Source organism: Algiphilus sp., from assembly GCF_023145115.1.
GTDB lineage: Bacteria > Pseudomonadota > Gammaproteobacteria > Nevskiales > Nevskiaceae > Algiphilus.
On sequence record NZ_JAGLEJ010000032.1, the window covers coordinates 26,951 to 51,177 of the forward strand.

At 67.0% G+C, this 24,227-nt stretch carries 23 protein-coding genes and 1 tRNA gene; 10 read left to right on the forward strand and 14 right to left on the reverse strand.

The annotated features are described in order from the left end of the window. Positions 1-53: 53 nt before the first annotated feature. The 3 genes from kdsA to mtnA form a co-directional block, all read right to left on the reverse strand. Positions 54-890, reverse strand: a complete 837-nt coding sequence (gene kdsA, locus KAH28_RS10940) for a 3-deoxy-8-phosphooctulonate synthase (RefSeq protein WP_290576540.1) — start codon at positions 888-890, stop codon at positions 54-56. Then, positions 887-2,569: a CTP synthase gene (locus tag KAH28_RS10945; RefSeq protein WP_290576542.1), complete on the reverse strand. Its 1,683-nt coding sequence runs from the start codon at positions 2,567-2,569 to the stop codon at positions 887-889. The genes kdsA and KAH28_RS10945 overlap by 4 nt, the downstream gene beginning before the upstream one ends. Before the next feature lie 66 nt (positions 2,570-2,635). Beyond that, the gene (gene mtnA, locus KAH28_RS10950; protein ID WP_290576544.1) at positions 2,636-3,697 is read right to left on the reverse strand and encodes an S-methyl-5-thioribose-1-phosphate isomerase; all 1,062 of its coding nucleotides are present in this window, start codon (positions 3,695-3,697) and stop codon (positions 2,636-2,638) included. Positions 3,698-3,818: 121 nt separating this feature from the next. On the opposite strand from mtnA, the gene KAH28_RS10955 reads away from it, so the two are divergent. Genes KAH28_RS10955 through KAH28_RS10975 form a run of 5 tightly spaced genes read left to right on the forward strand, consistent with a single transcriptional unit; the run spans position 3,819 to position 8,001 of the window. Then, complete coding sequence (locus KAH28_RS10955; RefSeq protein WP_290576546.1) at positions 3,819-5,162, forward strand: TRZ/ATZ family hydrolase; 1,344 nt, start codon at positions 3,819-3,821, stop codon at positions 5,160-5,162. Further along, positions 5,159-5,860, forward strand: coding sequence for a bifunctional 2-polyprenyl-6-hydroxyphenol methylase/3-demethylubiquinol 3-O-methyltransferase UbiG (gene ubiG / locus KAH28_RS10960; RefSeq protein WP_290576548.1), 702 nt, complete (start codon positions 5,159-5,161; stop codon positions 5,858-5,860). Before KAH28_RS10955 ends, ubiG begins: the two co-directional genes overlap by 4 nt. Beyond that, positions 5,857-6,522 (forward strand): phosphoglycolate phosphatase, encoded by a 666-nt coding sequence (gene gph, locus KAH28_RS10965; protein ID WP_290576550.1) that lies wholly within the window; start codon positions 5,857-5,859, stop codon positions 6,520-6,522. Before ubiG ends, gph begins: the two co-directional genes overlap by 4 nt. Beyond that, the gene (locus KAH28_RS10970) at positions 6,519-7,259 is read left to right on the forward strand and encodes an EI24 domain-containing protein (RefSeq protein WP_290576552.1); all 741 of its coding nucleotides are present in this window, start codon (positions 6,519-6,521) and stop codon (positions 7,257-7,259) included. The genes gph and KAH28_RS10970 overlap by 4 nt, the downstream gene beginning before the upstream one ends. Next, positions 7,225-8,001, forward strand: a complete 777-nt coding sequence (locus KAH28_RS10975; protein ID WP_290576554.1) for an SDR family NAD(P)-dependent oxidoreductase — start codon at positions 7,225-7,227, stop codon at positions 7,999-8,001. The genes KAH28_RS10970 and KAH28_RS10975 overlap by 35 nt, the downstream gene beginning before the upstream one ends. Here KAH28_RS10975 and KAH28_RS10980 read toward each other — a convergent pair. From KAH28_RS10980 to KAH28_RS11005, 6 genes are read right to left on the reverse strand one after another with little or no spacing between them, the layout of a single operon-like run. After that, the gene (locus KAH28_RS10980) at positions 7,907-8,725 is read right to left on the reverse strand and encodes a pseudouridine synthase (protein WP_290576556.1); all 819 of its coding nucleotides are present in this window, start codon (positions 8,723-8,725) and stop codon (positions 7,907-7,909) included. The two genes, KAH28_RS10975 and KAH28_RS10980, sit on opposite strands and share 95 nt — an antisense overlap. Further along, positions 8,722-9,507 carry an SMC-Scp complex subunit ScpB gene (scpB, locus tag KAH28_RS10985; protein ID WP_290576558.1) on the reverse strand — a complete coding sequence of 262 codons (786 nt, stop codon included), beginning with the start codon at positions 9,505-9,507 and terminating at the stop codon, positions 8,722-8,724. The genes KAH28_RS10980 and scpB overlap by 4 nt, the downstream gene beginning before the upstream one ends. Continuing rightward, positions 9,504-10,355, reverse strand: coding sequence for a ScpA family protein (locus tag KAH28_RS10990; RefSeq protein ID WP_290576560.1), 852 nt, complete (start codon positions 10,353-10,355; stop codon positions 9,504-9,506). Before KAH28_RS10990 ends, scpB begins: the two co-directional genes overlap by 4 nt. Then, entirely contained in the window at positions 10,352-11,365 is a 1,014-nt protein-coding gene (gene trpS, locus KAH28_RS10995) for a tryptophan--tRNA ligase (protein ID WP_290576562.1), read from the reverse strand. Before trpS ends, KAH28_RS10990 begins: the two co-directional genes overlap by 4 nt. Next, positions 11,365-12,018, reverse strand: a complete 654-nt coding sequence (locus KAH28_RS11000; protein WP_290576564.1) for a site-2 protease family protein — start codon at positions 12,016-12,018, stop codon at positions 11,365-11,367. The genes trpS and KAH28_RS11000 overlap by 1 nt, the downstream gene beginning before the upstream one ends. Positions 12,019-12,025: 7 nt before the next feature. Beyond that, positions 12,026-12,655: an L-threonylcarbamoyladenylate synthase gene (locus KAH28_RS11005; RefSeq protein WP_290576565.1), complete on the reverse strand. Its 630-nt coding sequence runs from the start codon at positions 12,653-12,655 to the stop codon at positions 12,026-12,028. A 98-nt stretch (positions 12,656-12,753) separates the two neighbouring features. Between KAH28_RS11005 and KAH28_RS11010 the strand changes: the two genes are divergently transcribed. The 4 genes from KAH28_RS11010 to KAH28_RS11025 are packed head-to-tail and all read left to right on the forward strand — an operon-like array spanning position 12,754 to position 14,331. Then, positions 12,754-13,320: an inner membrane-spanning protein YciB gene (locus KAH28_RS11010; protein ID WP_290576567.1), complete on the forward strand. Its 567-nt coding sequence runs from the start codon at positions 12,754-12,756 to the stop codon at positions 13,318-13,320. Positions 13,321-13,325: 5 nt separating this feature from the next. Continuing rightward, on the forward strand, positions 13,326-13,628 hold the full coding sequence (locus tag KAH28_RS11015; RefSeq protein ID WP_366918174.1) for a YciI family protein: 303 nt from the start codon (positions 13,326-13,328) through the stop codon (positions 13,626-13,628). Continuing rightward, positions 13,625-13,927, forward strand: a complete 303-nt coding sequence (locus KAH28_RS11020; RefSeq protein ID WP_290576571.1) for a BolA family protein — start codon at positions 13,625-13,627, stop codon at positions 13,925-13,927. The genes KAH28_RS11015 and KAH28_RS11020 overlap by 4 nt, the downstream gene beginning before the upstream one ends. A gap of 44 nt (positions 13,928-13,971) precedes the next feature. Continuing rightward, a complete protein-coding gene (locus tag KAH28_RS11025; RefSeq protein ID WP_290576574.1) occupies positions 13,972-14,331 on the forward strand; it encodes a hypothetical protein in 360 nt (119 codons plus the stop codon). Here KAH28_RS11025 and KAH28_RS11030 read toward each other — a convergent pair whose 3' ends face one another. The 5 genes from KAH28_RS11030 to KAH28_RS11050 form a co-directional block, all read right to left on the reverse strand. Beyond that, positions 14,332-16,518, reverse strand: a complete 2,187-nt coding sequence (locus KAH28_RS11030; RefSeq protein WP_290576575.1) for a hypothetical protein — start codon at positions 16,516-16,518, stop codon at positions 14,332-14,334. It lies immediately after the preceding gene. Positions 16,519-17,634: 1,116 nt separating this feature from the next. Next, positions 17,635-20,064, reverse strand: coding sequence for a S8 family peptidase (locus KAH28_RS11035; RefSeq protein WP_290576577.1), 2,430 nt, complete (start codon positions 20,062-20,064; stop codon positions 17,635-17,637). A 133-nt stretch (positions 20,065-20,197) separates the two neighbouring features. Then, positions 20,198-21,229 (reverse strand): ATP-binding protein, encoded by a 1,032-nt coding sequence (locus KAH28_RS11040; protein WP_290576578.1) that lies wholly within the window; start codon positions 21,227-21,229, stop codon positions 20,198-20,200. Further along, positions 21,216-21,494 (reverse strand): hypothetical protein, encoded by a 279-nt coding sequence (locus tag KAH28_RS11045; protein ID WP_290576579.1) that lies wholly within the window; start codon positions 21,492-21,494, stop codon positions 21,216-21,218. The genes KAH28_RS11040 and KAH28_RS11045 overlap by 14 nt, the downstream gene beginning before the upstream one ends. A 463-nt stretch (positions 21,495-21,957) precedes the next feature. After that, positions 21,958-22,031: transfer RNA gene (locus KAH28_RS11050), tRNA-Val, on the reverse strand. A gap of 1,806 nt (positions 22,032-23,837) precedes the next feature. Here KAH28_RS11050 and KAH28_RS11055 point away from each other — a divergent pair. Continuing rightward, the gene (locus KAH28_RS11055) at positions 23,838-24,185 is read left to right on the forward strand and encodes a hypothetical protein (RefSeq protein WP_290576580.1); all 348 of its coding nucleotides are present in this window, start codon (positions 23,838-23,840) and stop codon (positions 24,183-24,185) included. Positions 24,186-24,227: the final 42 nt, after the last annotated feature.

The window sequence follows — 24,227 nt, forward strand, 5'->3', positions numbered from 1 at the left end:
TTATTCGATAATGGTGGCGAGCATGAACGGCCCGCCCCGCGATTGCCGCGGCCTCAGCCGCGCAGCGCGTCCTCCATCAGCGGTGCCGCCTTGACCGCGCGGTCGAGCGCCGCGAGGGTTTCCAGCAGTGCGCCGATGCGATCCAGCGGCAGCGAATTCGGCCCGTCGCACAGCGCCTCGTCGGGGCGCGGGTGGGTTTCCATGAACAATCCGGAGACGCCCGCGCCCACAGCGGCGCGCGCCAGCACCGGAATGAATTCGCGCTGGCCGCCGGAGCTGCCGCCCTGCCCGCCGGGGAGCTGCACGCTGTGGGTGCAGTCGAAGACCACCGGTGCGAAGGCGCGCATCGCGGCCAGGCCGCGCATGTCCGACACCAGATTGTTGTAGCCGAAGGAGAAGCCGCGCTCGCAGAGCAGGAAGCGGTGTTCCGCCACCGCGGTCATCTTGTCGATGACCCGGCCCATCTCCCACGGGCTCATGAACTGGCCCTTCTTGACGTTGACGGGGCGGCCGGTGCGCGCGACGCGCTGCATGAAGTTGGTCTGCCGGCAGAGGAAGGCCGGCGTCTGGATGACGTCGATGACCTCGGCCACCGCCTCCAGCGGCGTGTCCTCGTGCACGTCGGTCAGCACCGGCACGCCGACCTCGGCCTTGACCTTCTCCATGATGCGCAGGCCTTCCTCCAGACCCGGACCGCGATAGCTCTCGTGCGAAGTGCGGTTGGCCTTGTCGAAGGAGCCCTTGAAGATGTAGGGAATGCCCAGCCGCTCGGCGATCGGACGGATGGCCGAAGCCACCTCCAGCGCCAGCGCCTCCGATTCCAGCGTGTCCGGACCGGCGATCAGGAAGAAGGGACGGTCGATGCCGATGTCGTGTCCGCAGAGCCTCATGCCGCGCCCTGGGCGTCGTCCTGCTGAGCCTTGATCTGGTGCGAGTTGCGGTACTGCCGCGCCGCGTGCACGAAGCTGGAGAACAGGGGATGGCCCTCGCGCGGCGTCGACGAGAACTCGGGATGGAACTGGCAGCCGATGAACCACGGATGGTCGGGCAGCTCGACAACCTCGGCGAGATGATCCTCCGGGGTTTCGCCGGATATCCGCATGCCGCCGTTCTCGATCGCCTCGCGATAGGTGTTGTTGAATTCGAAGCGGTGGCGGTGGCGCTCCTCGATGAGCTCCGAGTTGTAGATCGCGCGTGCGCGGGAGCCGGCGGCGAGCCGGGCGCGCTGGGCGCCCAGGCGCATGGTGCCGCCCTTGACCGACTCGAGCGACCGGTGCTGCAGCTGCCCGCCGCTGTCGTGCCACTCGGTGACCAGGGCGATGACCGGATGGGCGCAGTCGGGATCGATCTCGGTGGAATGCGCGCCCTCCAGTCCGCAGACATGGCGCGCGTACTCGATGACGGCGACCTGCATGCCCAGGCAGATGCCAAGATAGGGGATGCCGTTCTCGCGCGCAAAGCGGCAGGCCATGATCTTGCCCTCGATGCCGCGCTCGCCGAAGCCGCCGGGCACCAGGATGGCGTCCGCGCCCTGCAGCACGCGTTCGCCCTGGCGGGCGATGGTCTCGGCCTCGAGGTAGCGGATGCGGACCTTGTTGCCGGTGTGGCGGCCGGCGTGCTCCAGTGCCTCGTTGAGCGACATGTAGGCATCGGCGAGATCGACGTACTTGCCGACCATCGCGACCTCGATCTCGCCCTCCTGCTCGTCGCGCGAGGTGACGACGCGGTCCCACTGGGCGAGATCGGTCTTGCGCGCGCTGAGGCCGAAGTGCTCGACCACGAGCTCGTCGAGCCCCTGCTGGTGCAACCAGGCCGGAATCTTGTAGATGTCGTCGAGGTCGATCGCGGAGATCACCGAGCGTTCCTCGACGTTGGTGAACATCGCGATCTTGCGGCGCTCGCTGTCGGGCAGCGGGCGGTCGCTGCGGCAGAGCAGCACGTCCGGCTGGATGCCGATCGAGCGCAGTTCCTTGACCGAGTGCTGCGTCGGCTTGGTCTTCATCTCGCCCGACGAGCGCACGTAGGGCAGCAGCGTCAGATGCATGTACATGGCGCGCTTGCTGCCGACGCGGATGCCGAGCTGGCGGATGGCCTCCAGGAACGGCAGCGACTCGATGTCGCCGACCGTGCCGCCGATCTCGGCGATGCAGATGTCGGCCCCCTCGCCGCCGCGCTCGATGGCGAGCTGGATCTCGTCGGTGACGTGCGGGATGACCTGGACGGTCGATCCGAGATAGTCGCCGCGGCGCTCCTTCTCCAGCACGTGCCGGTAGATCTGGCCGGTGGTGACGTTCGAGAGCTTGCTGGTCTTGCCGTGCAGGAAGCGTTCGTAGTGACCGAGATCGAGATCGGTCTCGGCACCGTCGCGCGTCACGAAGACCTCGCCGTGCTGGAACGGGCTCATGGTGCCGGCATCGACGTTGAGGTACGGATCGAGCTTGATGATCTGCACCTTGAGGCCGCGTGTCTCGAGCACCGCCGCCAGCGAAGCCGCGGCGATGCCCTTGCCCAGCGAGGACACCACCCCACCGGTGACGAAGAGATAGCAGGGCGCTTGTTCGGTCGGCATGGTCGCGGGGTGCTGGCGGCGTGGGACCCCGATATTGTAGGGGATGCGCCCGACGATCAGGAGTCGTCAGGCACTTCCGGCCGTCGATTCGGTTTCTTGCCCGCCGTCCGCCGGGCCCCGCAGCAGCTCCGCCGGGTGCTCGCCGAGCGCGGGACGCGCCACGCCGCGTTCGCAGACGAAGGCATCGATCATGGCCGCGGGGGTGACATCGAACACCGGGTTCCAGGCGCGCGTGCCCGCGGGTGCGCTGCGCGTGCCGCCCAGCGTGCAGAGCTCGTCGCCGTCGCGCTCCTCGATGGGGATGGCGGCGCCGTCCGCGCAATCCGGATCGACCGTGCCGCTCGGCGCCACCACCATGACCCGCGTGCCGAAGGCGCGAGCGCAGGTGGCGAGCGCGAGTGTGCCGATCTTGTTGGCGGTATCGCCGTTGGCGGCGACACGGTCGGCGCCCACGATCACCCAGTCGAGCCCGCCGCCGGCCATCAGCTGCGCCGCCGCGGCGTCCGCGATCATGGTTGCCGGAATACCCTCGGCGGCCAGCTCCCAGGCGGTCAGCCGCGCGCCCTGCAGCCAAGGGCGGGTTTCGGTGTGGAAGACGGCGCCGAGGCGGCCGGCGCTCCAGGCCGTCCGGATGACGCCCAGCGCCGTGCCGTGGCCGCCGGTAGCGAGCGCGCCGGTATTGCAGTGGGTCAGCACGCGGGCGCCCGTGCCCAGCATTCCGGCGCCGAGCTCGGCCATGCGCAGGTTCTGCGCAAGGTCTTCGGCGTGAATGGCGCGGGCCTCCTCCGCGCGAACCGCGGCGTCCACATCGCCGAGCGCGCGCATGCGCGCCAGCGCCCAGTGCAGGTTCACCGCCGTGGGCCGAGAGGCGCGCAGCGTCGCCTCCGCGATTTCCGGATCGTCCCCCGCAGCGGCCGCCATCGCCATGCCGTAGGCCGCGGCGATGCCGATGGCGGGCGCACCCCGCACCACCATCGCGCGGATCGCATCGGCGACGGCGGCGGCATCGTGGCAGACCAGCCAGCGTGTCTCGTGCGGCAGCGCGCGCTGGTCGAGCAGATGCAGCACGCCCGCCTCGAAGCGCACGGCGCGCAGCGCCTCGCCCGGAGATGGGATTGCCTGGCTCACGGTACCTCCTCGCACGGATGGCCGGCGAACGCGAGCGCCGAACCGGGACAGTCCGCGCGGCATCGCCGCCGAACCGGCATTCTACGCGCCTGTCACCCGGTACCCGCGGAGCTTCCCCGCCATGCAGGACATCGATCTGCTCGTCCAGCCGCGCTGGCTGATTCCCGTCCAGCCCGAGGGCCTCGTGCTGGAGCACCACGCCATGGCCGTGCGCGACGGCCGCATCGTGGCGGTACTGCCCGCCGACGAGGCGGTGCGCCAGTACCGGCCGGCGCAGTCGGTCGAGCTGCCCGACCATGCGCTCCTTCCGGGCTTCGTCAATCTGCACACGCACGCCGCCATGTCGCTGATGCGGGGGCTGGCGGACGATCTGCCGCTGATGCGCTGGCTCAACGAGCACATCTGGCCGGCCGAGGCGGCCGCGGTCAGCGAGGCCTACGTCGCGGACGGTACCCGCCTCGCCTGCGCCGAGTTCATCCGCAGCGGCCAGACCTGCTTCAACGACATGTACTTCTTCCCCGAAACCGCCGCGGACGTCATCAACGAGACCGGCATGCGCGCCGGACTCGGCCTGATCGTCATCGACTTTCCGACGGTCTACGCCAGCGACGCCGACGACTATCTGCACAAGGCGCTGGCCGCGCACGACCGGCTCAAGGGCGCGCCCCACATCCACCCGGTCCTCGCCCCGCACGGTCCCTACACGGTCTCGGATGCACCGCTGCGCAAGCTGCGTGCCTACGCCAACGAGCTCGGGCTGCCCATCCACATGCACGTGCACGAGACCGCCGACGAGGTGCAGGGCCAGCTCGCCGCTACCGGCCAGCGGCCGCTGGAACGGCTTGAGGCGCTCGATCTGCTCGACAGCGACTTCATCGCCGTCCACATGACCCAGCTCACCGACGACGAGATCGCACGCGTCGCGCGCTACGGGATGCACGTCGCCCATTGCCCGCAGTCCAACCTCAAGCTGGCGAGCGGCTTCTGCCCGGTCGCGAAGCTGCTCGATGCGGGCGTCAATGTCGGCATCGGCACCGACGGCGCCGCCAGCAACAACGATCTCGATCTGCTCGACGAGATGCGCACCGCCGCCATGCTGGCGAAGGCGGTCGCCGGCCAGCCATCCGCGGTGGCAGCACCGCGCGCGCTCACCATGGCGACGATGGGGGGTGCCCGCGCGCTCGGCATCGCCGACGAGATCGGATCGCTGGAGGCCGGAAAGGCCGCCGACTTCATCGCCATCGACCTGTCCGACATCTCCACCCAACCCGTCTACAATCCGATCGCGCAGATCGTCTACAGCGCCGCGCGGCATCAGATCACCGACACCTTCGTGGGTGGCCGGGCGCTGATGCGGCGCCGCCAGCTGCTCACCGTCGACGGTGATGCAGCCGTCGCCAGCGCAGCCCGCTGGCAGGAGACATTGCGCACCTTCATGGCCCACGACAGGCGCGACACCGCATGAGCAACGCCGACAGCTCCGAGCTTGCCCGCTTCGACAGCATCGCCGCCCAGTGGTGGGATCCGCGCGGCCCGATGGCTGCGCTGCACCACATCAACCCGGTCCGCCTGCGCTACATCGCGCAGCGCTGCGGCGGCCTCGACGGCCTGCGCATGCTGGACGTGGGCTGTGGCGCGGGCCTGCTCTCGGAGGCCCTCTGCGGCGCCGGCGCGACCGTGACCGGCATCGATCTCGCCGAGGAGGCCCTGGGCGCGGCCCGCGCGCACGCGGAAGCGAGCCGGCTCGACATCGACTATCGACAGCTCGCCGCCGAATCGCTCGCCGCGGAGATGCCCGGTGGCTTCGACGCCGTGTGCTGCCTCGAGATGCTGGAACACGTGCCCGACCCCGAAGCGGTGGTCGCCGCCTGCGCCCGTCTGGTGCGCCCGGGCGGCGACATCGTGTTCAGCACCATCAACCGCAGTCCCAAGGCCTTCGCGCTGGCCATCGTGGCGGCCGAGCAGGTGCTGCGCCTGGTACCGCCCGGCACCCACGACTACGCCAAGCTGATCCGGCCATCCGAGCTGTGCGAATGGATCCGCGCCGCGGGGCTCGAGGTGGTGGACACGCGCGGGCTGCACTACAACCCGATACTGCGCAGCGGCCGCATGGTGCGCGATGTCTCGGTGAACTACTTCGTCCACGCCCGGCGCCCATCGTGACCGCTCCCGCCTGCCTGCTCTTCGACCTCGACGGCACGCTCGCCGACACTGCGCCCGAACTGGCCGCCGCGGTCAATGCGCTCCGCGCGGAGCACGGGCTGGCTGCCCTGCCCTTCGATCAGCTCCGCCCGGTCTGCTCGCAGGGCGCCCGCGGCCTGGTCGGTCGCGCCTTCGGCGTGATGCCCGAGGACGACCGCTTCCCGGCCCTGCGCGACGCCTTCCTGGCGCACTACGGCGCCGGGCATGTGCGCAACTCCCGGCCCTTTGCGGGGGTACCCGAGATGCTCGACGCCATCCAGCGTCAGGGCGCACTGTGGGGCATCGTCACCAACAAGCCGCGGGCCTACGCCGAGCCGCTGGTCGCCGCCCTGGGATGGGATGACGATGCGGCGGTGATGATCGCCGGCGATGACGCCGCCCGCGCCAAGCCCGCCCCCGACCCGCTGCTGCTCGCCTGCGAGTCGCTCGCGCTCGCGCCGGCACAGTGCCACTACATCGGTGACGACCCGCGCGACATCGTGGCGGCGCGCGCAGCGGGCATGCCCTGCACGGCGGTGTCGTGGGGTTACATCGACGAGAGTCCCGACATCGGCACCTGGGGCGCCGACGCGATCCGTCACGCACCGGCCGAGATCGCGGCCTGCCTGCTGCCGGCGGCGTGACCGCGGCCCGGGACGCATTCGACGCGCTGCGCGCGCCGCTGGTCGGCGCCCGGCTGCTGCTCACCGAGCAGCACCTCTGGGGGCCGGCGGCCCTGCCGGTGTTCCTGGGCCTGCTGTGGTCGGCGCTGTCGCTCGGACTCGCCGCCGCGACCGGCACCGCCGGCTCCCTGCTGGTCATCATCCTGTCCTTCACGCTGGCGGCCGCGCTGATCGGCGCGATCGTCCTGGTCCACCTGCTGCTCGCGCTGTGCGCGCCGCTGTTCGACTGGCTGTCCGAGCGCACCGAGACCGTGATCGGCGCGCGCGTTGCGCCCAGCGGCGATTCCTGGCTCACGCGCTCGCTCCGCGCCACCGCCATCGGCTTCCGGCTGCTGGTGCTGAAGCTGGCGCTGCTGCTGGTGATCCTGGTGGTGAGCTTCATGCCCCCGATCGGCACGGTCCTGAGCTGGGTGCTGATCGGCTTCACGCTGTCGGTCGACTTCCTCGACTATCCGATGACCCGCCGACGCTGGAGCGCGCCGCACAAGCGCGCCTGGCTGGGACGGCACTGGGCGGCGGTTGTGGTGTTCTCGCTGCTCATCTACCTGCTCCTGATCCTGCCCGGCGCGGGCGGCCTGCTGCTGGCCCCGAGCATCATCGGTGGCACCTGGCTGGTCTGCACGCGTGACCGCACTCCCTTCGCTGACGCCCCACCGACCAACGATGAGCCGAGCCCTCCCGAACCCGCTGCCGTCTGACGCCCTGCGCGGACGCGTCCTCCTGATCACCGGTGCCGGCGCCGGCCTCGGCCGCGCCACGGCGCTGCGCTGCGCGCGCGCCGGCGCCACCGTGGTCCTGCTGGGGCGCACCATCGCCAAGCTCGAGGCCACCTTCGACGCCATCCTGGCGCTCGGCGACGTGCCCGAACCCGCGATCTACCCGATGGATCTCGCCGGCGCCAGCGACCGCGACATGCATGAGTGCATCGACCGCATCGTGGAGAGCTGCGGCGGGCTGCACGGCATCGTGCACGCAGCCGCGCACTGGCAGGATTTCCGCCCCATGCAGGATGTGCTGGCCTCCGACTGGGCCGGCACGCTGGCCACCAATCTGAACGCGCCGTGGGCGCTCACGCGGGTCGCGCTGGAGACCCTCAAGACGGCGGATGACGGCTGCGTGGTGTTCTGCGATTGCGAACCCGCACAGCAGGGCCGGGCCTTCTTCGGGGCCTACGGTGTCGCCAAGGCCGCGCTCCGCGAGATGGTTGCGGCGTGGACCGCCGAGCAGCCCGGCGTGCGCATGCACCTGTTCGACCCGGGCCCGATGCGCACGACCATGCGGCTGCTCGGCTACCCGGGCGCACCGCCCGAGACCTACCCGCCGCCGGAATCGGCGGCCGAGGTGCTCAGCGCCCTCTTCGACCCCGCCCTCGGGGCGGATGCGGACCGGGCCGGCCAGCTTTGCTGGTCGGCAGCCCCACCGCCTGAAGCAGCGCATTGACCTCCGCCGGCGTCGCCTCGCGATAGCCCGACGAGCGGATGCCGCGCCCCAGCGCGACGGGACCGAACCCGACCCGGATGAGCCGCGCGACCTCGCAGCCCTGGGATTCCCACATCCGGCGCACCAGCCGGTTGCGGCCCTCGTGCAGCGAGACCTCGAACCACTGGTTGGTGCTGCCGCTCTCGCCCGGCGGTGCGCCGATCGCGGCCAGCGAATCGAAGCGCCCCGGGCCGTCGTCGAGCTCGACGCCGTCACGGAGTCGCTGGCACATCGCGTCGTCGACCGTGCCGTGCACGCGGACCGCGTAGTAGCGGGCAAGCCCGTAGCGCGGATGCATGAGCCGGTTGGCGAGCTCGCCGTTGTTGGTGAACATCAGCAGGCCCGAGGTATTGATGTCGAGGCGCCCGACCGCAATCCAGCGCCCGGTATCGAGCTTCGGCAGACGCCGGAACACGGTCCGGCGCCCCTCGGGATCCGACTCGGTGACCAGCTCGCCGACGCGCTTCTTGTAGAGCAGCACCCGCGTCGCGGCCTTGCCGTCCCCCGGGCGCGGACGCCGGAGGGCGCGCCCGTCCACCTGGATGCGGTCCTCGGGGCCAACCTGCGTGCCGGGCACGGCGGTCTCGCCGTTGACCGTGACGCGACCGGCCACGATCCAGGCATCGGCCTCGCGGCGGGACGCAATGCCGGCCTCGGCGAGCACCTTCTGCAGACGCTGCTTCAATGCAGACGCTCGGGGCCGGGGCTCGCGCCGTCCGCATCCGGTGCGGCCGCGCCCGCGTCGTCGTCCGCGTCGAGCGGGTCACCGGATGACGACGCATCGTCATCGATGGCCGCACCCTCGCCATCGTCATCGGCCGCGGGTGCATCCAGGCTGATGCCGCGCTTCTCCGCCAGCCGCGCCAGCGCGGCTTCCAGCTGCTCGGGGTCCTTGATCTCGGGCAGCGACGGCAGCTCGTCGAGGCTCCTGAGCCCGAGATCGTCGAGCAGCTGCGACGTCGTGATGAGCAGGGCCGGCCGCCCCGGCACTTCGCGCACACCGGCCTCCCGCACCCAGCCGCGCTCGCCCAGGGTGCGGAGGATGTTCGCCGACACGGTGACGCCGCGGATCTCCTCGATGTCCGAACGCGTCACCGGCTGGCGGTAGCAGATGATGGCGAGCGTCTCGAGCAGCGCGCGGGACAGCTTGGGCGGCTTCTCCTGCCAGAGGCGGTGCACCCAGGCGGCATAGTCGTCGACGACGCTGATGCGCCAGCCGCTGGCGACCTCGGTCAGCGCCAGCGCGGTGCCTTCGTAGCGCCGCTGCAGCCGCTCCAGCGCCGCGCGCAGCGCCTTGCGATCGCCGGCGCCGTCCTCGGCCAGCAGACTCTGCAGCGCGTTCAGCGACAGGGGCTGATCGGATGCCAGCAGCAATGCCTCGAGGATGTTCTCGAGATCGGACGCGGCTTCCGCGGCGGAATCGGGCACGCCATCGGGCGCGCTATCGGGGGTCGGCTCCTCGCTCACGAAACCTCCGCGGACTGCTGAGTGGATTCGGCAGCGCCGATGAAGAGCGGGCCGAAGGCCTCGCGCTGATCGACCGCGATCAGCTCGCCCTTGCAGAGCTCGAGAATGGCCAGCACCGACACCACCACGCCGTCGCGGCCCTCGCTGGGGTCGAGGAGCTGCTCGAAGCGCATGCGGCGGGTTCCCCGCAGCCGATCCAGGATACGCCCCATGCGCTCGCGCACCGAGAGGGGCTCGTGACTGACTTCGTGGGCGCCGCGCAGCTCCGCGCGCGACAGCGCGTCCGCGAGCGCGCCCAGCAGGCCGCGCAGGGTCGGCACCGGCAGCGCCAGCGCCGGCGGCTGCGCGGTGGGGCGCGCCTGGGCGGCATGCATCTCGCGGCCCATGCGCGGCAGCCCGTCGATCTGCTCGGCGGCGGTCTTGAAGCGCTCGTACTCCTGCAGACGGCGGATCAGCGCCATGCGCGGGTCCTCGTCGTCCTCTTCCTCGGCTGCAGCCGGGCGCGGCAGCAGCACCCGCGACTTGATCTCGGCGAGCCAGGCGGCCATGAGCAGATACTCCGCCGCCATCTCAAGGCGCAGGCGCTGCATCAGCGCGATGTACTCGAGGTACTGGCGCGTGATCTGCAGGATCGGAATCTCGCGGACGTCGAGGTTCTGTCTGCGGATGAGATACAGCAGCAGGTCGAGCGGACCCTCGAAGGCCTCGAGGAAGACCTCGAGCGCATCGGGCGGAATATAGAGATCATCGGGCAGCTGGGCGAGCGGCTCACCGTTGACGCGCACCCGCGCCAGCACCGGCGCGGCATCGGCCTGCACCGTCTCGGCAGCGGGTGCGGTCTCGTTCATGCCGGGATGAAGCCGAGCGCGTGGTGGACGCGCTCCATGGTGCCGCCGGCGCGCTCGGACGCGCGTGCGGCACCGGCGCGCAGCACACCGCGCAGCCCTTCCTCGTCGGCGCGGATCTCGGTGTAGTGCTGCTGGATCGGCTCGAGCACGGCGATCACGGCGTCGGCCACGGCCTGCTTGAAGGTGCCGTAGCCCTTGCCGTCGTAGTCGCGCGCGATGGTCTCGAAACTGTCCCCCGTGCAGGCCGACAGGATCGACATCAGGTTCGACACGCCCGGCTTGGTGTCGGGGTCGAAGCGGATGCCGCCGTCCATGTCGGTCACGGCGCGCTTGATCTTGCGCTCGACGCGCTTGGGTTCATCGAGCAGATAGATGGCGTTGGTCTCGGCGTCCTCGGACTTCGACATCTTCGCCTCCGGATTCTGGAGGCCCATGATGCGGGCGCCGACCGGCGGCGTCATCGTCTCCGGCACCACGAAGGTCTCGCCGTGCTCGCGGTTGAAGCGCTGCGCGACGGTCCGCGTGAGCTCCAGGTGCTGCCGCTGGTCGTCGCCCACAGGCACCCTGTGCGCGCCGTACAGCAGGATGTCCGCGGCCATCAGGACCGGGTAGCAGAACAGGCCGGCATTGACGTTGTCGACGTGCCGGGCGGACTTGTCCTTGAACTGCGTCATGCGCTGCAGCTCGCCGTACTGGGTGTAGCAGTTCAGGATCCAGGCCAGCTCCGAGTGCGCTGGAACGTGCGACTGCACGAACAGCACGTTGCGGTCGGGGTCGAGACCGCACGCGATGTACAGCGCGATGAACTCGTAGCAGCGCTCCAGACGGTCGGCCGGCGCCTGCCGCACCGAGATCGAGTGCAGGTCGACCAGCATGTAGTGGCAGTCGTACTCGGTGTGCAGCGGAAGCCAGTTCTTCAGGGCGCCCAGATAGTTGCCGATGGTCAGCCGCCCCGAGGGTTGCACCCCCGACAGCACGACCGGTCGTTGCCTGTTCGTTCCACTCGTCATCAGGGAAGCCCCGTCACGGTACCCACCATGCCCTCCACGAATCCATACATCGGCCAGAGAATCACGCCCAGGATGCCGGTGACCAGCAGCCCCAGCAGGATGATCAGGCCATACGGCTCGACCCGGTCCAGCCACGCCGCCTGGCGCGGCGGCACGAAGCCGCCCAGCACCCGCGAGCCATCGAGCGGCGGCAGCGGCAGCAGGTTCAGCACCATGAGGATGATGTTGATGCCGATCCCCGCCAGCGCCATGTAGCGCATGCCGATGGCCATGCCGCTCTCGCTGCCGGTCAGCAGCAGCAGCTTCAGCAGAATGGCCCAGCCCAGCGCCATGACGAGGTTCGCGAGCGGTCCGGCAAGCGCGACCCAGGCCATGCTGCGCCGCCCCTGATGCAGCCGCGCGGCGTTGACCGGCACCGGACGCGCCCAGCCGAACAGGAATCCGCCGATGGCGAGCAGGATGCCGGGCACGAGCAGGGTGCCGACCGGATCGACATGGCGGAGCGGGTTCAGCGACAGCCGACCGGCCTGCTGCGCGGTCGGATCGCCCAGCGCACGGGCCGCGTAGCCGTGAGCGACCTCGTGCAGCGTGACGGCGAGCAGCACCGGCAGCGCCCACACCGCTAGCTGCTGGACGATCGTCAGGGATTCCATCGGCCGATTATACGATCCGCTCTTCCCAGGCGGCCGCGCCCCGTCCGGCGCGGGTGATCTCGGGCGTCTCGCCACTCCAGTCCACCACGGTGGTGGGATCGGTGCCGCAGTCGCCACCGTCGATCACGATGTCCACGGCGCGGTCGAGCGCATCCCGCGCGTCGTCGGGATGCGCGACCGGCTGATCGTCCGGCGGCAGGATCAGCGTGCACGAGCTGATGGCATCGTCGAGCTCGTCGAGCATCGCCGCCACGATCCGCGAGTCGGGCACGCGCAGGCCGATGGTCTTGCGCTTCTCGTGCAGGAGCCGGCGCGGTGCCTGCTTGGTGGCGCGGAGAATGAAGGTGTACGGACCGGGCGTCGACGCCTTCAGTGCCCGGTACTGTCGGTTGTCGACCCGCGCGTAGCGCGCGATCTCGGAGAGGTCCCGGCACACCAGCGTGAACAGATGGTGCTTGTCGAAGCGCCGGATGGCGCGGATGCGCTCGGCCGCCGCCTTGTCATCCAGCATGCTGCCCAGCGCGTAGCAGCTGTCGGTGGGATAGGCCATGACAGCGCCCTCGCGCAGGCGCGCGACCACCTGGCGCACCAGACGCGGTTGCGGGTTCTCCGGATGGATATGGAAGAATTCGGCCAATGTGCTCGCCTCGACGTGCAACTGCCGGCCTGTTGCCGGCGGCGCGCATGGTACGCCGCACGCAGCTTTCCGGTAAGTCGCGGGCGTATACTGGGCGCATGCGACAGTTGCTCGATCTCGCGCCGGCCGCCGCGTTCTTCCTCGGCTGGCTGCTCTACGACATCTACATCGCCACCGGCGCCGTCATCGTGGCGCTGTTCGCGGTGGTCGCCGCCTACTGGTTCCTGGATCGCAAGCTGCACAAGATGCACGCCTTCGCCGCGTGCGCGGCGGGTGTCTTCGGCAGCCTGACCCTGCTGCTGCGCGACCCGGTCTTCATCCAGTACAAGCCCTCGCTGGTGTACGCCTGCTTCGCGGTCATTCTCGCCGGCAGCCATTTCATCGGTGACCGCGTGCTGCTGCAGCGCATCCCGCAGCACACGCTGGTGATGCCCGACGGCCACTGGCGGCGCCTCAATGCGGCCTGGGCCGCCTTCTTCCTCGGTATCGCGGCGCTCAACCTCTACCTCGTGCACACCCAGACGGAAGCGGTCTGGGTGCATTTCCGGACCTGGGGCTACAGCCTGATCACGATGACCTTCGTGCTCTGCACGCTGCCGTTCATCGCACGCTACCTGCAGGAACGCCCCGCCGAGAACGAATCACCGGACGAGCCGCGGCCATGAGCGAGCTGCTGTACGCCATCGTCGGCCACGACGTGCCCGACTCCCTGCCCCTGCGCCGCGAGTTGCGGCCGCGGCATCTCGATCATCTGCGCGCGCTGCAGGACGAGGGTCGACTGATCGCCGCGGGCCCGCGCCCGGCGGTCGACGCGATCGATCCGGACGCGGCCGGTTACGCCGGCAGCGTGGTGATCGCGGCTTTCGACAACATCGACGACGCGCGCGCCTGGGCCGATGCCGACCCCTACATGCTGGGCGGCGTCTTCGAGCGGGTCGACGTCTTCCCCTTCGTCCGCGCGCTGCCGGCATGAGCGCGCCGCCCGACAATCGCGAGCGCATCACCCGCATGGACGCGGTCCTGCGCGAAGCCTTCGCCCCCGATTCCCTGCGCGTCGAGGACGAGTCGCATCTCCATGTCGGCCACGCCGGCGCGCGCTCGGGCCGCGGCCACTTCCGCGTCCACATCGTGTCCGCCGCGTTTCGGGGTCAGGCACCGCTCGCGCGTCACCGCGCCGTATATGCCGCCCTCGGCACGATGATGGAGACCGACATCCACGCGCTGGCCATCCACGCCCGCACCCCCGACGAGGCCGCCGAACGCGGCGACTGAGCCCGCACCGGCACCGTCGGGCCCGAGGCCCTGCACCGAACGTCATGTCCCCGGTACGAAACCCCAATGCGATCCCGACGCTGCTGATCGTCGTGGGCGCCGCCCTGGCCGTCTATCACGGCCCCACCGTCTGGGAGCACGAGCCCATGACGGATCACCAGGTCGAGGCCGAGGCGCGCGCGCAGCTGGAGGCGCTGGAGGAGCGGCGCGGCCCGCATCTCAGCACCATCCAGGGCGAGCAGCGAAGCGCGCTGCTCGAACGCCTGGAGGCCGAAGTCCGCGGCGTTCATGAACGCCCGTATCGCGAGGCCGCGCGCTGGTTCTTCCTGGGCGTGGGCTGCCTGATCATCGGCGCCGGGCACCGCCTCGCCGGCTGGTTGAGCGGGCGGCACTTCGGCGGTTGATCAACCGCCCGCAGGGGGCGGCGGAGCAGCCGGCGCTCTCACGGTGATCGGGAAACTGTAGATCGACACCAGCCCATTGGGCGACTCCACGTTCAGCTGGAAAATGCCGCTGGCGTCGCCCTCACCGGGATCGATCTCGTCCGCCGTGAATGCAAAGCCGTATGCATTGCCGCCCGCCGTATCGTCCGTCGTGCAGGGCACGGTGTACCCGGTAGCGCCCACCAGCTCACCGACATCGCCATCGACCGAGAAGCCGATACTGGTCTCCGCCGGCATGGGCTGATCATTGAGATCACGGATCACGAAGCCAATGACCATGCTGCCGCCCTGATCGATCTCGAAACTGCCCGCGCCCGGGTCGTAGTCGCCGGCACTCGACACCGAGACATCATCGACAAGATCGAGCACCGGGCTCGAATCGGACATGATCACGGGCACCACGCGCCGCACGTTCAGGGAACGCATTCCGGTGGGTGCACAGGCCTCGGGATCGTTGCAGAGCGCGCCGGTGAAGACCCCGTCGGCGCCGTCGTAAACGCCGTTGGTGTTGAAGTCGGCGAACTCCTCGCCCCCGTTGACGAACTGGGGACCAAGGTCCCGCTGGCCATCGGAGTCGTCGTCGCGGAACGCCTCGGGCAGGTCCGTGAACTGTTCGTCGGAGTCATAGCGACCGTCACCGTTGAGATCGGTGAAGCTCTCTTCGCCAATCGCGGTCACCAGAACGGCGGAACGACCGGCACGGGAAGCGCCCTCGCTGCCCGCCACCGAACAGGTGGCGTCCGGCCCCGCCGACCCGGCCACCGAGTCGCATCCGTTGAATGCGCCGGGCCGAGGATCCTGACTCGTCCACGGCACGGAGCAGCTGCCATCGCTGGTCTGGCAGCCTGAAACGACCGAGCCCCCCTCCGTCGTGAAGGAGATCGCGGTACCGTCGGGAACGGGGTTGTTGAATCGATCGGCCGCCCGCACGGTGATGTTGGTGGTCGTTCCGTCGGTGCCCCAGCCCTCTACGTTGAAACACTCGACGGCTACCGAAAAGCTGTCGTTGTCGGGAATGCCGGTACTCACGACGAGCTGGTCCGATTGCGAGCTGATGGTCTCGCCATCGCGATCGACGGTCGCGGTCACGCGTACGGTTGTCGCAACCGTGCCCGCCGAAACGGTGGTCTGTACCTCTCCGCTATCGTCCGTAGTCCCCTCGAACGGGGTCAGCGTGATGCCGCCAACCGTCGTGTTGAGCGCGAATGCCACCCGCTCGCGAACCACCGGACCGCCAGAGACATCCTCCACCCGGAATGTGAGCACCGACGTTGTTGGGCGGCCGCTTCCCTGCAGCCCGACGAAGACCGGCTCGGCACCCACGAACGATATCGACCCCAGATCCGCCGGCTCGACCTCGATCATGCCCGTCGCCTGCAGCTGTTCTCCGTCGACCACGGTGGTGGCGGTAACGGTGTCTTCGCCGGAGCAACCACGTGCGCGGTAGGCCGCCGACACGCTGCCGGAGTTCACCGGAGCCGGATTGGGCTCGATGGTGGCCAGGCCGTCGCCAATGCAGGGGGAGGTGAACTGGACCTGCGCGTCCCCGCCGAACGGCTGATCGTTGTTGGCGACGTCGAGCAGCTTCAAGCTCAGGCCGGAACTGCCACCGGCGGACAGTGGCGACTGACCGATCGCGATCGCCCCCGGCTGGAAGTCCTCGTCAATGCTCGCCCCAAGCCGGAAATCCGGTGGCGTCGGCTGATTCGGGGCCACTACGGGAATCACGACCGTCTGCTGGACCGCGCCCGCGGCTGCGAGCACCGTGATATCGCGAAGCGTCGCGTCGCCACCGGTAGTCAGAACCGCTCTCGCCCTGCCCTCGCCGTCCGTGGTATCGCCGAGGATCTGCAGTGCGCCCGACGTTGCCGCGAAGCTTACCGATGCGCCCTCGACCAGCCGGTTGTCGGCATCCCGCACCTGCGCGGTAACCGTGACGCCCTGCGGGGCATCGACCGCATTGGCCGGCAACTCCGCGCTGTCCGTGAGGATCGCGAGATCGGCGACATCGACGCTACCACCATCGCCATTGCCCGGCGGATTCAATCCACCGCCGCCGCTGCCGAGCTGCGCGTCACCGCCGCATGCGGCGAGCACGCAGGCCAGGATCAGGGAGCCCCCGGAACTCCACAGGCCGCCTTTGCGCATCTGGTCCCCTTGACTGCTCGTGTCCGAATATCCGGCCCGATACTACGGGCGCCGGGAGGCTTCCACAAGCCGGAACATCCGCCAATTCATACCGCTGCGCGAAAAGTCGCGATTCCATCTGAAGCGCTATCCTTGCGGTTCCGTCCCCGTAGCTCAGCCGGATAGAGCGATCGCCTCCTAAGGGAAGCCTCACACCGCTGCAAGCCTTTGATTACAGGGCTATCGCACTGAATATGCACGCAAAACGCATTGCGGAACAATGGGGAGCATTGCGTAACATTGCGCAATTTTGCTCATGCCGAGCAGATGGAGGGCAGATGGGAACGGGCCTCTCCCCGCCAGACACGAACACGATACATCCTGGCCTGACGCCGAACTAGCGAACGTGCGGGGCGGCGCCGCGTGCGGTGGTTGAGAACGTCCTGCGCCTTGTAGACGCCCGACTGGCGGGCACCTAAGTCCAGTACCTCGAAGTGACCAGGGCGCGGCAGCGCCTCGGCCACGAAAGCCTCGACGACCTCAGCCTCGTCCTCGGTGATGCCGGAAATATCGCCATCGATGAGCGCCGGCAGCGGATCGCGGTAGATCGCGCGTTGGGGATGTGGGTCGTAGTAACGCCTCGCCTCTCCAAGCCCCCTGCTCTGGATTCCCGAGGGAGCCGCTTTTGCTGTTGTCTGGCTCGGTTGTCTCGGGGCAGCCGTCAGGGGTTGCCGGCTGGCTTGTTGTGGTCCTGCTCCGTCATCCGTCGGTCGCCGGAACCCGGCCGCGCTCGCGAACAAGCGCCGGCGGAAAGGGCCGGCGCGCAAGCCGCAGCCCGGAGCCGCAGGCGTAGGGACCGGGTGAGCACCGGAGCGCAGCGATCCCTTGGAGCCGGCGCGCGCGAGCGCAGGGATCCGAATAAGCGACCGACGGATGACGGAAAAAAGCAGGACCGCCAGCCGGCAACGTTACGGCACCGAGCAACGCGGATCGAGCCAGACTATGCGCGCCGGCGGCGCGCTGATGGATCAGACGGCGGCGCTGTAGCGGCTTGTAAGCGAGTGGTTATTGCAAAAGGGCTCACACACTTTCACGATCGTACGCACTCTGGATGCACGCCCGTATTTTGATCGGACCTCAAGAACGCGGACGCGGCGCAACCCGGAGCCGCTGCTCGATTTCCTCATAGATCGGCATCGCGTTTTCGGCCTCGAGTGTAACGGCGATCCCATAGCGGACAGGGGATTCCACGCCGCCCGCATCTTCCTTGCACCAAACCTTGAGCGAGAGATGTCCGTCATCGATGAAAGGAACGGCGCGGGCGCCCTGATAGCGTTCATGAAAGACGGTGCCCTTTTTGTTAGACGCATCGGCGGGCTGGGCAATGCCCTTACGTTCGACACCCAGCGCCTCAAGAGGCGCGTCCGCCGAGGCTTCAAGCCTGACGCAGCGGTAGCTCTGATGGCCGGCCTTGACGGGCGAGAACCATGCCATTGAGAGGGTCAAGGCACGCGGGTCCGTGACGCGTTCCAGCGACGGCGGGAGCGGTATTCGGTAGCTGTGAGCGTGATCGGGCGCAAGCGCCCCGTATCCGACCAGCGTCGCGCGATTTGTCGCACATTCCATGGCTTCCGCCATATCCGGTATGCCGAACCCCATGAACCGACTGATATTCTCAGCCTGTTGGACGAAACGTCGCCCGTCATCAGGCCCGCAAATCTCCTTGAGCAGGCTCCATTTGCCGTTCCAGCGGGCGCGATGTACCAACAGAGCCTTCACGACGGTGGCGTAGTACTCTGGCGGCATATCCGCCAGACGCGAACCGCCCTCGCGGTCCATTAAGGCATCGAATATCCTGTGCGCAGCGCGCGTTGCCAGCGCGGTTGCTGAACTCGTCCCGTCACTCAGCGCCGTCTTGTCCAATTGCCCCTGACCGGACGAATCAGGTGCGGCGGCGCGCAGTCCATACAGCCGCTGCGGCTGCCCGAAATGCGCCTCGATGCCGCCGCCCGACCGGCCCATACGGACGAACTCCCGCCCGCCTGGGAGGAATATCTCCGGCTTGACTGAACGCCGGTGGCCAAGACCGAGAGCCGAGCTTGCGTTCGGCAGTTCATGGCTGTCATAGGGATCAACCGCAAGGAGAGCGCCGGGCCGCGCTGCCACAGCATCATGATGCTGCGCACCGATAGTCAGCACGTTGAGCGCTTCCGCCGGCGAGAGAAGTGTCCGTTCGTGCTTGGCAGCGTTAAGTGCTTCGAGAACAGCTCGTTCACGCTCGTCAGCCGGCGCATCCTCAAAGTCCTTCCAAGTGTCGTATCGATTGATGCGTAGGGGTTCGGTGATGTTTCCGCCGCTGACCAGAAAGAGGATCCCGTAGCGCTCGGACAGAAAATCCAGCAGACGTGCGAGCGGGCTTACCAGCCGCGCGAAAGGCCGGCGTCCATCACCGATCGACAGGTTGATTAGGAACACGGATGGTGCGGCTGCATCTTCGCCGGCGCTACCCTTGATTCTTAGTACCGCCCGGTAAATCGTGTCGATGAGGAGCCGGTCGCCGTCAGTGCGTTCCTGACCATTAGCCTGGGCGAACATGATCGGCCGGAGATAAAGCGGCCGTTCAAGCGGCGTTTCGCCTGCATTCAGGTCGCCATGAAGGATGAGCGACGCCATCGCCGTGCCATGAACGCGCCTTGCAACAATCGCCATTTCTTCGAGATTGTCAGGATCATCTATGCTCAGGCGATCAGTCAGCAGAGCGTGGCGCTGCAGTGGAAAGCCGTCGAGCAAGGCGGCGATCGGCACGTTCTCCGAAGGAGCGCCTGCCCTTTCCTCAACGCCCGGCGTCTCCACCTCTTCCGGTTCTAGCTCATTGTGGAGGGTGCTCTGCGGCCGCAGAAACATTACTTCATCTGCAAGCGCCAGATTTACTTCGGCTCGCTGCATCAGCGCCGGAATAGCCTGGGCGGGGATATCGATCAGCGCCCCGTGATAGGCGATCTCACTGATGACTCTCTCGTGGACGACCCGCCCGCCGGCTTCTGCGATGTGAGCGGCAAGCCGCTCCGATGCGTTCCGCTGCCCGGCTTCGTTTGGGAGGAACCAAAGTTCAACTTCGGTTCGTACCGGGCGGTCCGGCGCTCTGGCAAGCTCCTCCTGCCAAAAGGCAATCGTTTCATCGAGAATGCGGTCGGCTGCGCCCCAGGGGCGCAATACCCGCAATTGCTCGAACACTCTCTCAAATGGCGTGTAGCCGTGCCCAAGACGCTCTCCGCGCGACCAGCGCTGCCAAAGGCTCAGCAATTCATTGAAGGCACCGGTCGTCGGCATGGCCAGATAGAATCGACCGGGCACGTCCTTATCGTCGCGGTCGAGTCCTTCTCGCCCTTTACGCGAGTCTTTCACGGCAAACAACTCATCCGGCGGCTGCTCGGTTTCGATCTCAGCCATAAACTCAAGGCCTGGAACCTTGGCGACGGCCTTTACGAAATCATCTACGGTGCCGGCGATCTCGAAAACGATTACCCTGTCTGGCGCGAGGCTGCTCGGATCATCGCGCAACTCCATTGCTCCGGCGGCACCGCCAGCGAGCGCCTGACGTAACCTCTGGAATGCCGGCTGGAATCGCCCGATCTGGGCATCGCGGCCAGGTTTTCGAATCTGACCTCCGCCTCCGCCGGCGCGGGGCGGGTCTATAGGCTCAGGCTTCGGAAGGATCAGTAGCGGCCGGTCCGCCATTATCTATCCTCCCGCTCGTGTAATCTTGTTGTTCGGCCCTGACCGTCCAGATGTTTAGCTGATCGGCCACAACCGCCTTCAACGGTTTTTCCCCAAGGGTCAGCACATGACGCCGCAAGATATCGAGGCAAAACTGCTCCGCTTCCGCATAGCTGATCCTGCCAAGTTTCTTGGCAATTGTTGAAGATGTATATCCCAGCGTATCATCGAACCGCTCCGCAAAGCGGTCGATATATTCGGCAAGCGCTTTCCGTGTCGGCATCGGCAGCGATAACCTCAACTGGAAACGACGCCACGAGGCTCGGTCCAGAAGTTCCGGATGATTTGTCGCGCCGACAACAATTGTATAACTCGGCAGGTCATCGACCTGCATCAAGAGGGATGTGACAACACGCTTGATCTCGCCAGTTTCATGAATATCGCCCCGTTCCTTGCCGATTGCATCGAATTCATCGAAAAAAAGCACACAAGGCGTCGTGCGGGCATAGTCGAAGACCCGCTTCATGCGTGCGGCCGTTTCACCGAGATAGCTGCCGATCATCGCTTCATAGCGCACGACGAATAGCGGAACCGCTACGGCCTCCGCGATCGCTTCGGCCATACTTGTTTTGCCCGTTCCGGGCGGCCCGACCAGAAGCACCCGATGACGCGGCTCCAAACCGTTTGAACGTAGTAGATCAGCGCGCTGCTGTTCTTCAACTAGCTCCGAAATCGCCTGTTTGACCGTGTCCGGCAGAACAAGATCTTCCAACTGCCGCCGCGGCCTAACCTCAGATAAGTACTCACGGTGCTTTGCGGTTGTTTCAAGCACGGGATTTGTTCTGTGCGCGCCGCTGCCATTGAGCTGTATGGCTCTTGTCAGCCGGTCGGCAAGAATATTGTGCTGCTTTGCCCGTTCCTCGGCGATAATTGCTTCAACAGCTTTCTGAAAAGCCTGTTTGTCGCCGCTCGCGCTCGATTTCACCAAGCTGACGAGAAGATCACTTCGCGCCATTGCCACACCCATTCTTATTGCGGCGCCGTCCACGGCGGTCGGCCAGCTCGGATTCAGGAACGTCGATTCCGATGGCCTGCAAGCCGCGCAACACAACGGTCCGGATGTTTTCCCCGCGGTTAACGCCCATCATGGCCACCTGGCGCCGGATCGATTCCGGCACCATAACCTGGATCGGCACCTCTTCTCTCGTATCGTTCGCCGGAGGGATGCCCTCCCCCTGGCCTCTTGACACCCCTTCTGCGGGGGATTCCTTACTCGTCATGCTGAAATGCCTGTGTCGAAGCTTGCGCCCTTCATCATGATTTTCTTAGATCATGGCATCATGAGCAAGTGGAGGGCACACGAAGAAAGAGCATCCTCTGCCCGGCACCGGAGTGCGCCGGAAGCCGAACCGGCGGTCGGGCTTAGAGGATCTATCGCGACACTCGGCTTGGCGTGCTAGGCAGAGTAGTCGGTTTAGCAGTCCCGCCCTCCGTCACGGAGTGTTTACCTGAAATCAAGACGACCACAACCACGCTCACCTGCTCGCAGAGATTTCCTGGGGGCTGCTACGGACAGGCTACGGTCCACGGCGGCTGAAGACAGGGCCACACTCGCCACCTGCCCGGGGTTTCGCATGCGAAACGAGCCGTCGCGTGACGCAGACCGCGGGGTGGATTGATATGCAGCACGGACTTCAGGCGCGAGCACGGGCCGCGACGCTGGATCGTGCCGGTAGCGACATGAGCGCCGGACGGGGCTCGAACCCGCATCTCTGCAGTTGGTGGAACTGAGGCTCTACCGTTTGAGCTACCGGCGCCGGGGTGACCGAGCAGCCCGCGCGCGGCGGGTCAAGTCCGCGGCCTCAGCCAAGGGTGGGACTTGAGCGTCGAACCCCCAAGCGCTAATCTGGCAACCGCAGTTGGTGAAGCTGAGTAAGCTACAAGCGAGGGCCGCATCTTCGGACGCGGCCCTACTTTTTGGCGACCAACCGAGCGATCAAACCGCCAAGAATTGCAGCGCCTCGATGTGTGAACACGGCACTGTTGCAAAGCGAGGGCTCGTACCGGATGGAATCGAATAAGAGCCCTGGCAGCATGACTATCGGCGCTTCGAAGGTGGTGAGGGGCAGATCCGTGAAGCGAGCTGGATCTCGCGCGGCATGTGGACAATCCGGGCACGACGCCGCTACCGCGGCCCGCTCCGTTGGGCGATCTTTTGGGGATCGCCCTGCCTGCGCTGTCGCACCCTGATTGCCCACAAGCCTTGACGTTCGTAAGTGGTAACGAGCAAGAAAATGGTCAACAAAGGGCGCTTAAAACCCGGCGCCGGGAAGTGGCGCCTCGGACCGTGGTTGGTCAAGCGCAGCGTCGACGAAGTCGTCATCCAGATTACCGATGACATCTGCCAGCCAGCTCCAATCCGTAGGCATTGGCTCCAACAACAGGCCTCCGGCGACGGGCCGGATCCTCACCGAATCGCCCTCCAAACGATAGCCCGCGGGCAGTCGTAAGACTTGGCGGTTGCCTGACCAAAACACTCTTGCTGTGTCTGCCATTGAAGGCTCCGTTCCGGCCTCGATGATAGTGGGATAACACAGGCGGGAACCCGCGTCCATCGCAGCGCATGCCTGGACGGCTCATGTAGGAGGGGAGTCATTTTCAGCGCACGCCGCCGGCGCGTCGTGGAGGAAAGTCAGGGCTTGTTTTGGAGATCGTCGTTGAGTTGATTGCCGATCTTTAGAGCCTGATAGTGAGCTTACGTTGCGGTCCCGGGTTCCTGCACCTCAGCGAGACGGCGAAGCAGCAAAGTGATCTCGACAAGCATCACCAAGTTTTCCCGACTCAGCGCAGTCGCATCGCCCATCCGAGCGTAGAGCGGCGACAGCTCCGAAGCCGCGATCGGCCGATCATGCACGTGGGATTCGATGAGCTTCTTCGCGAGCTGTGAAGCGCTCCTGCTGGGCCGATTCGCGCCTTCTTCGAGCGCGCGTTGCGTAGCCTGGGGTACGCGTAAGGTGTAACGCATAGGTCGGCAAAATTGCCCCTCTGAGGACAGATTCGGGCCGTCCGTAAACGCTGGCAAGTCGCCGCGCGCCGGCCCGAAGGTCGGGCCGCCGCTTGGGAGCTCTAAGCGCTTGATTTTACGAAGGCGTCAGACAAATGTCGGCGCGCTGTCATGCGCGTGTCTGACGCACAACCGCCGCTAGCACAACAAGTTAGCGGCGGCGCTGACGCACCTGATGGTGCATCAGGTGTGATCTCCTGGCCCGGCGCGTAGCGACGGGTCAGCCCTGCGTCGTCTCCGCACGGCGCAGGGAAAAGCCTTGCCGTCCTCAGAGGCAGTAAAAGCGCGGCAAGGCGTATGACCGGGTAAAGCCCAACAGCTTTCGCTCGGTCATCGAAGGCTGCTAATCGTGGTCATCCAATTGGATGACCCAAGTCAGGTGCGCTGCAAATGACTCCCTTGGGCGCTTATGGATATCGGTCGGCCCACAGAGCGCACTGTCCTTGCGGAGGTCGCTCTCGCCCCTTGGCGACCGCCGCAAGGGCAATGCGCTTGACTTCGCCGGCAGTGACGGAGCTATTCTTTTCTTCGCAGGAGCTGATCGCGTCGAGGCACGTCAATGAACATGAAAATCCAGCCCGATCAGACAACCGAGCATGCGGTTTCGCATGCGAAACGGCCCAAGCACAGCCGGGCCGCGCGCTTCGTGCGCGTGGTGCTGGGCCTGGCGCTGTTCATCCCCTTCGAGATCGCGGCGACTTCCGGCGCGTCCGTCGAAGTGATCTGCTTCACCCTGGGCGTGGCCTTTGCCGGCCTGCTGACCATCATCGATGCTTTCGTCTATCTCAAGATGCCGAAGGACCATCAGCCGTACTACGCGCACTCCCTGAACAAGGCGCATATGTCCACGGCAGAACAACTTAAAATTTACGGCACGATCATCGACGGCCGGCCTGGTCGCATCTAGCATCATCGCCCGGTAACTTGTAGTTGCCCCTATATCCCCGGA

Excerpts from the sequence above, each read along its gene's own strand:
- ubiG (WP_290576548.1), top strand. The coding sequence starts at position 5,159 with ATGAGCAACGCCGACAGCTCCGAGCTTGCCCGCTTCGACAGCATCGCC.
- KAH28_RS11025 (WP_290576574.1), top strand. The coding sequence starts at position 13,972 with ATGTCCCCGGTACGAAACCCCAATGCGATCCCGACGCTGCTGATCGTC.
- KAH28_RS10990 (WP_290576560.1), bottom strand. The coding sequence starts at position 10,355 with ATGAACGAGACCGCACCCGCTGCCGAGACGGTGCAGGCCGATGCCGCG.
- KAH28_RS10955 (WP_290576546.1), top strand. The coding sequence starts at position 3,819 with ATGCAGGACATCGATCTGCTCGTCCAGCCGCGCTGGCTGATTCCCGTC.
- KAH28_RS10945 (WP_290576542.1), bottom strand. The coding sequence starts at position 2,569 with ATGCCGACCGAACAAGCGCCCTGCTATCTCTTCGTCACCGGTGGGGTG.
- KAH28_RS10975 (WP_290576554.1), top strand. The coding sequence starts at position 7,225 with ATGAGCCGAGCCCTCCCGAACCCGCTGCCGTCTGACGCCCTGCGCGGA.
- KAH28_RS11055 (WP_290576580.1), top strand. The coding sequence starts at position 23,838 with ATGAACATGAAAATCCAGCCCGATCAGACAACCGAGCATGCGGTTTCG.
- KAH28_RS11000 (WP_290576564.1), bottom strand. The coding sequence starts at position 12,018 with ATGGAATCCCTGACGATCGTCCAGCAGCTAGCGGTGTGGGCGCTGCCG.
- KAH28_RS11020 (WP_290576571.1), top strand. The coding sequence starts at position 13,625 with ATGAGCGCGCCGCCCGACAATCGCGAGCGCATCACCCGCATGGACGCG.
- KAH28_RS11035 (WP_290576577.1), bottom strand. The coding sequence starts at position 20,064 with ATGGAGTTGCGCGATGATCCGAGCAGCCTCGCGCCAGACAGGGTAATC.
- kdsA (WP_290576540.1), bottom strand. The coding sequence starts at position 890 with ATGAGGCTCTGCGGACACGACATCGGCATCGACCGTCCCTTCTTCCTG.
- trpS (WP_290576562.1), bottom strand. The coding sequence starts at position 11,365 with ATGACGAGTGGAACGAACAGGCAACGACCGGTCGTGCTGTCGGGGGTG.
- KAH28_RS11010 (WP_290576567.1), top strand. The coding sequence starts at position 12,754 with ATGCGACAGTTGCTCGATCTCGCGCCGGCCGCCGCGTTCTTCCTCGGC.
- KAH28_RS11045 (WP_290576579.1), bottom strand. The coding sequence starts at position 21,494 with ATGACGAGTAAGGAATCCCCCGCAGAAGGGGTGTCAAGAGGCCAGGGG.
- KAH28_RS11030 (WP_290576575.1), bottom strand. The coding sequence starts at position 16,518 with ATGCGCAAAGGCGGCCTGTGGAGTTCCGGGGGCTCCCTGATCCTGGCC.
- KAH28_RS11040 (WP_290576578.1), bottom strand. The coding sequence starts at position 21,229 with ATGGCGCGAAGTGATCTTCTCGTCAGCTTGGTGAAATCGAGCGCGAGC.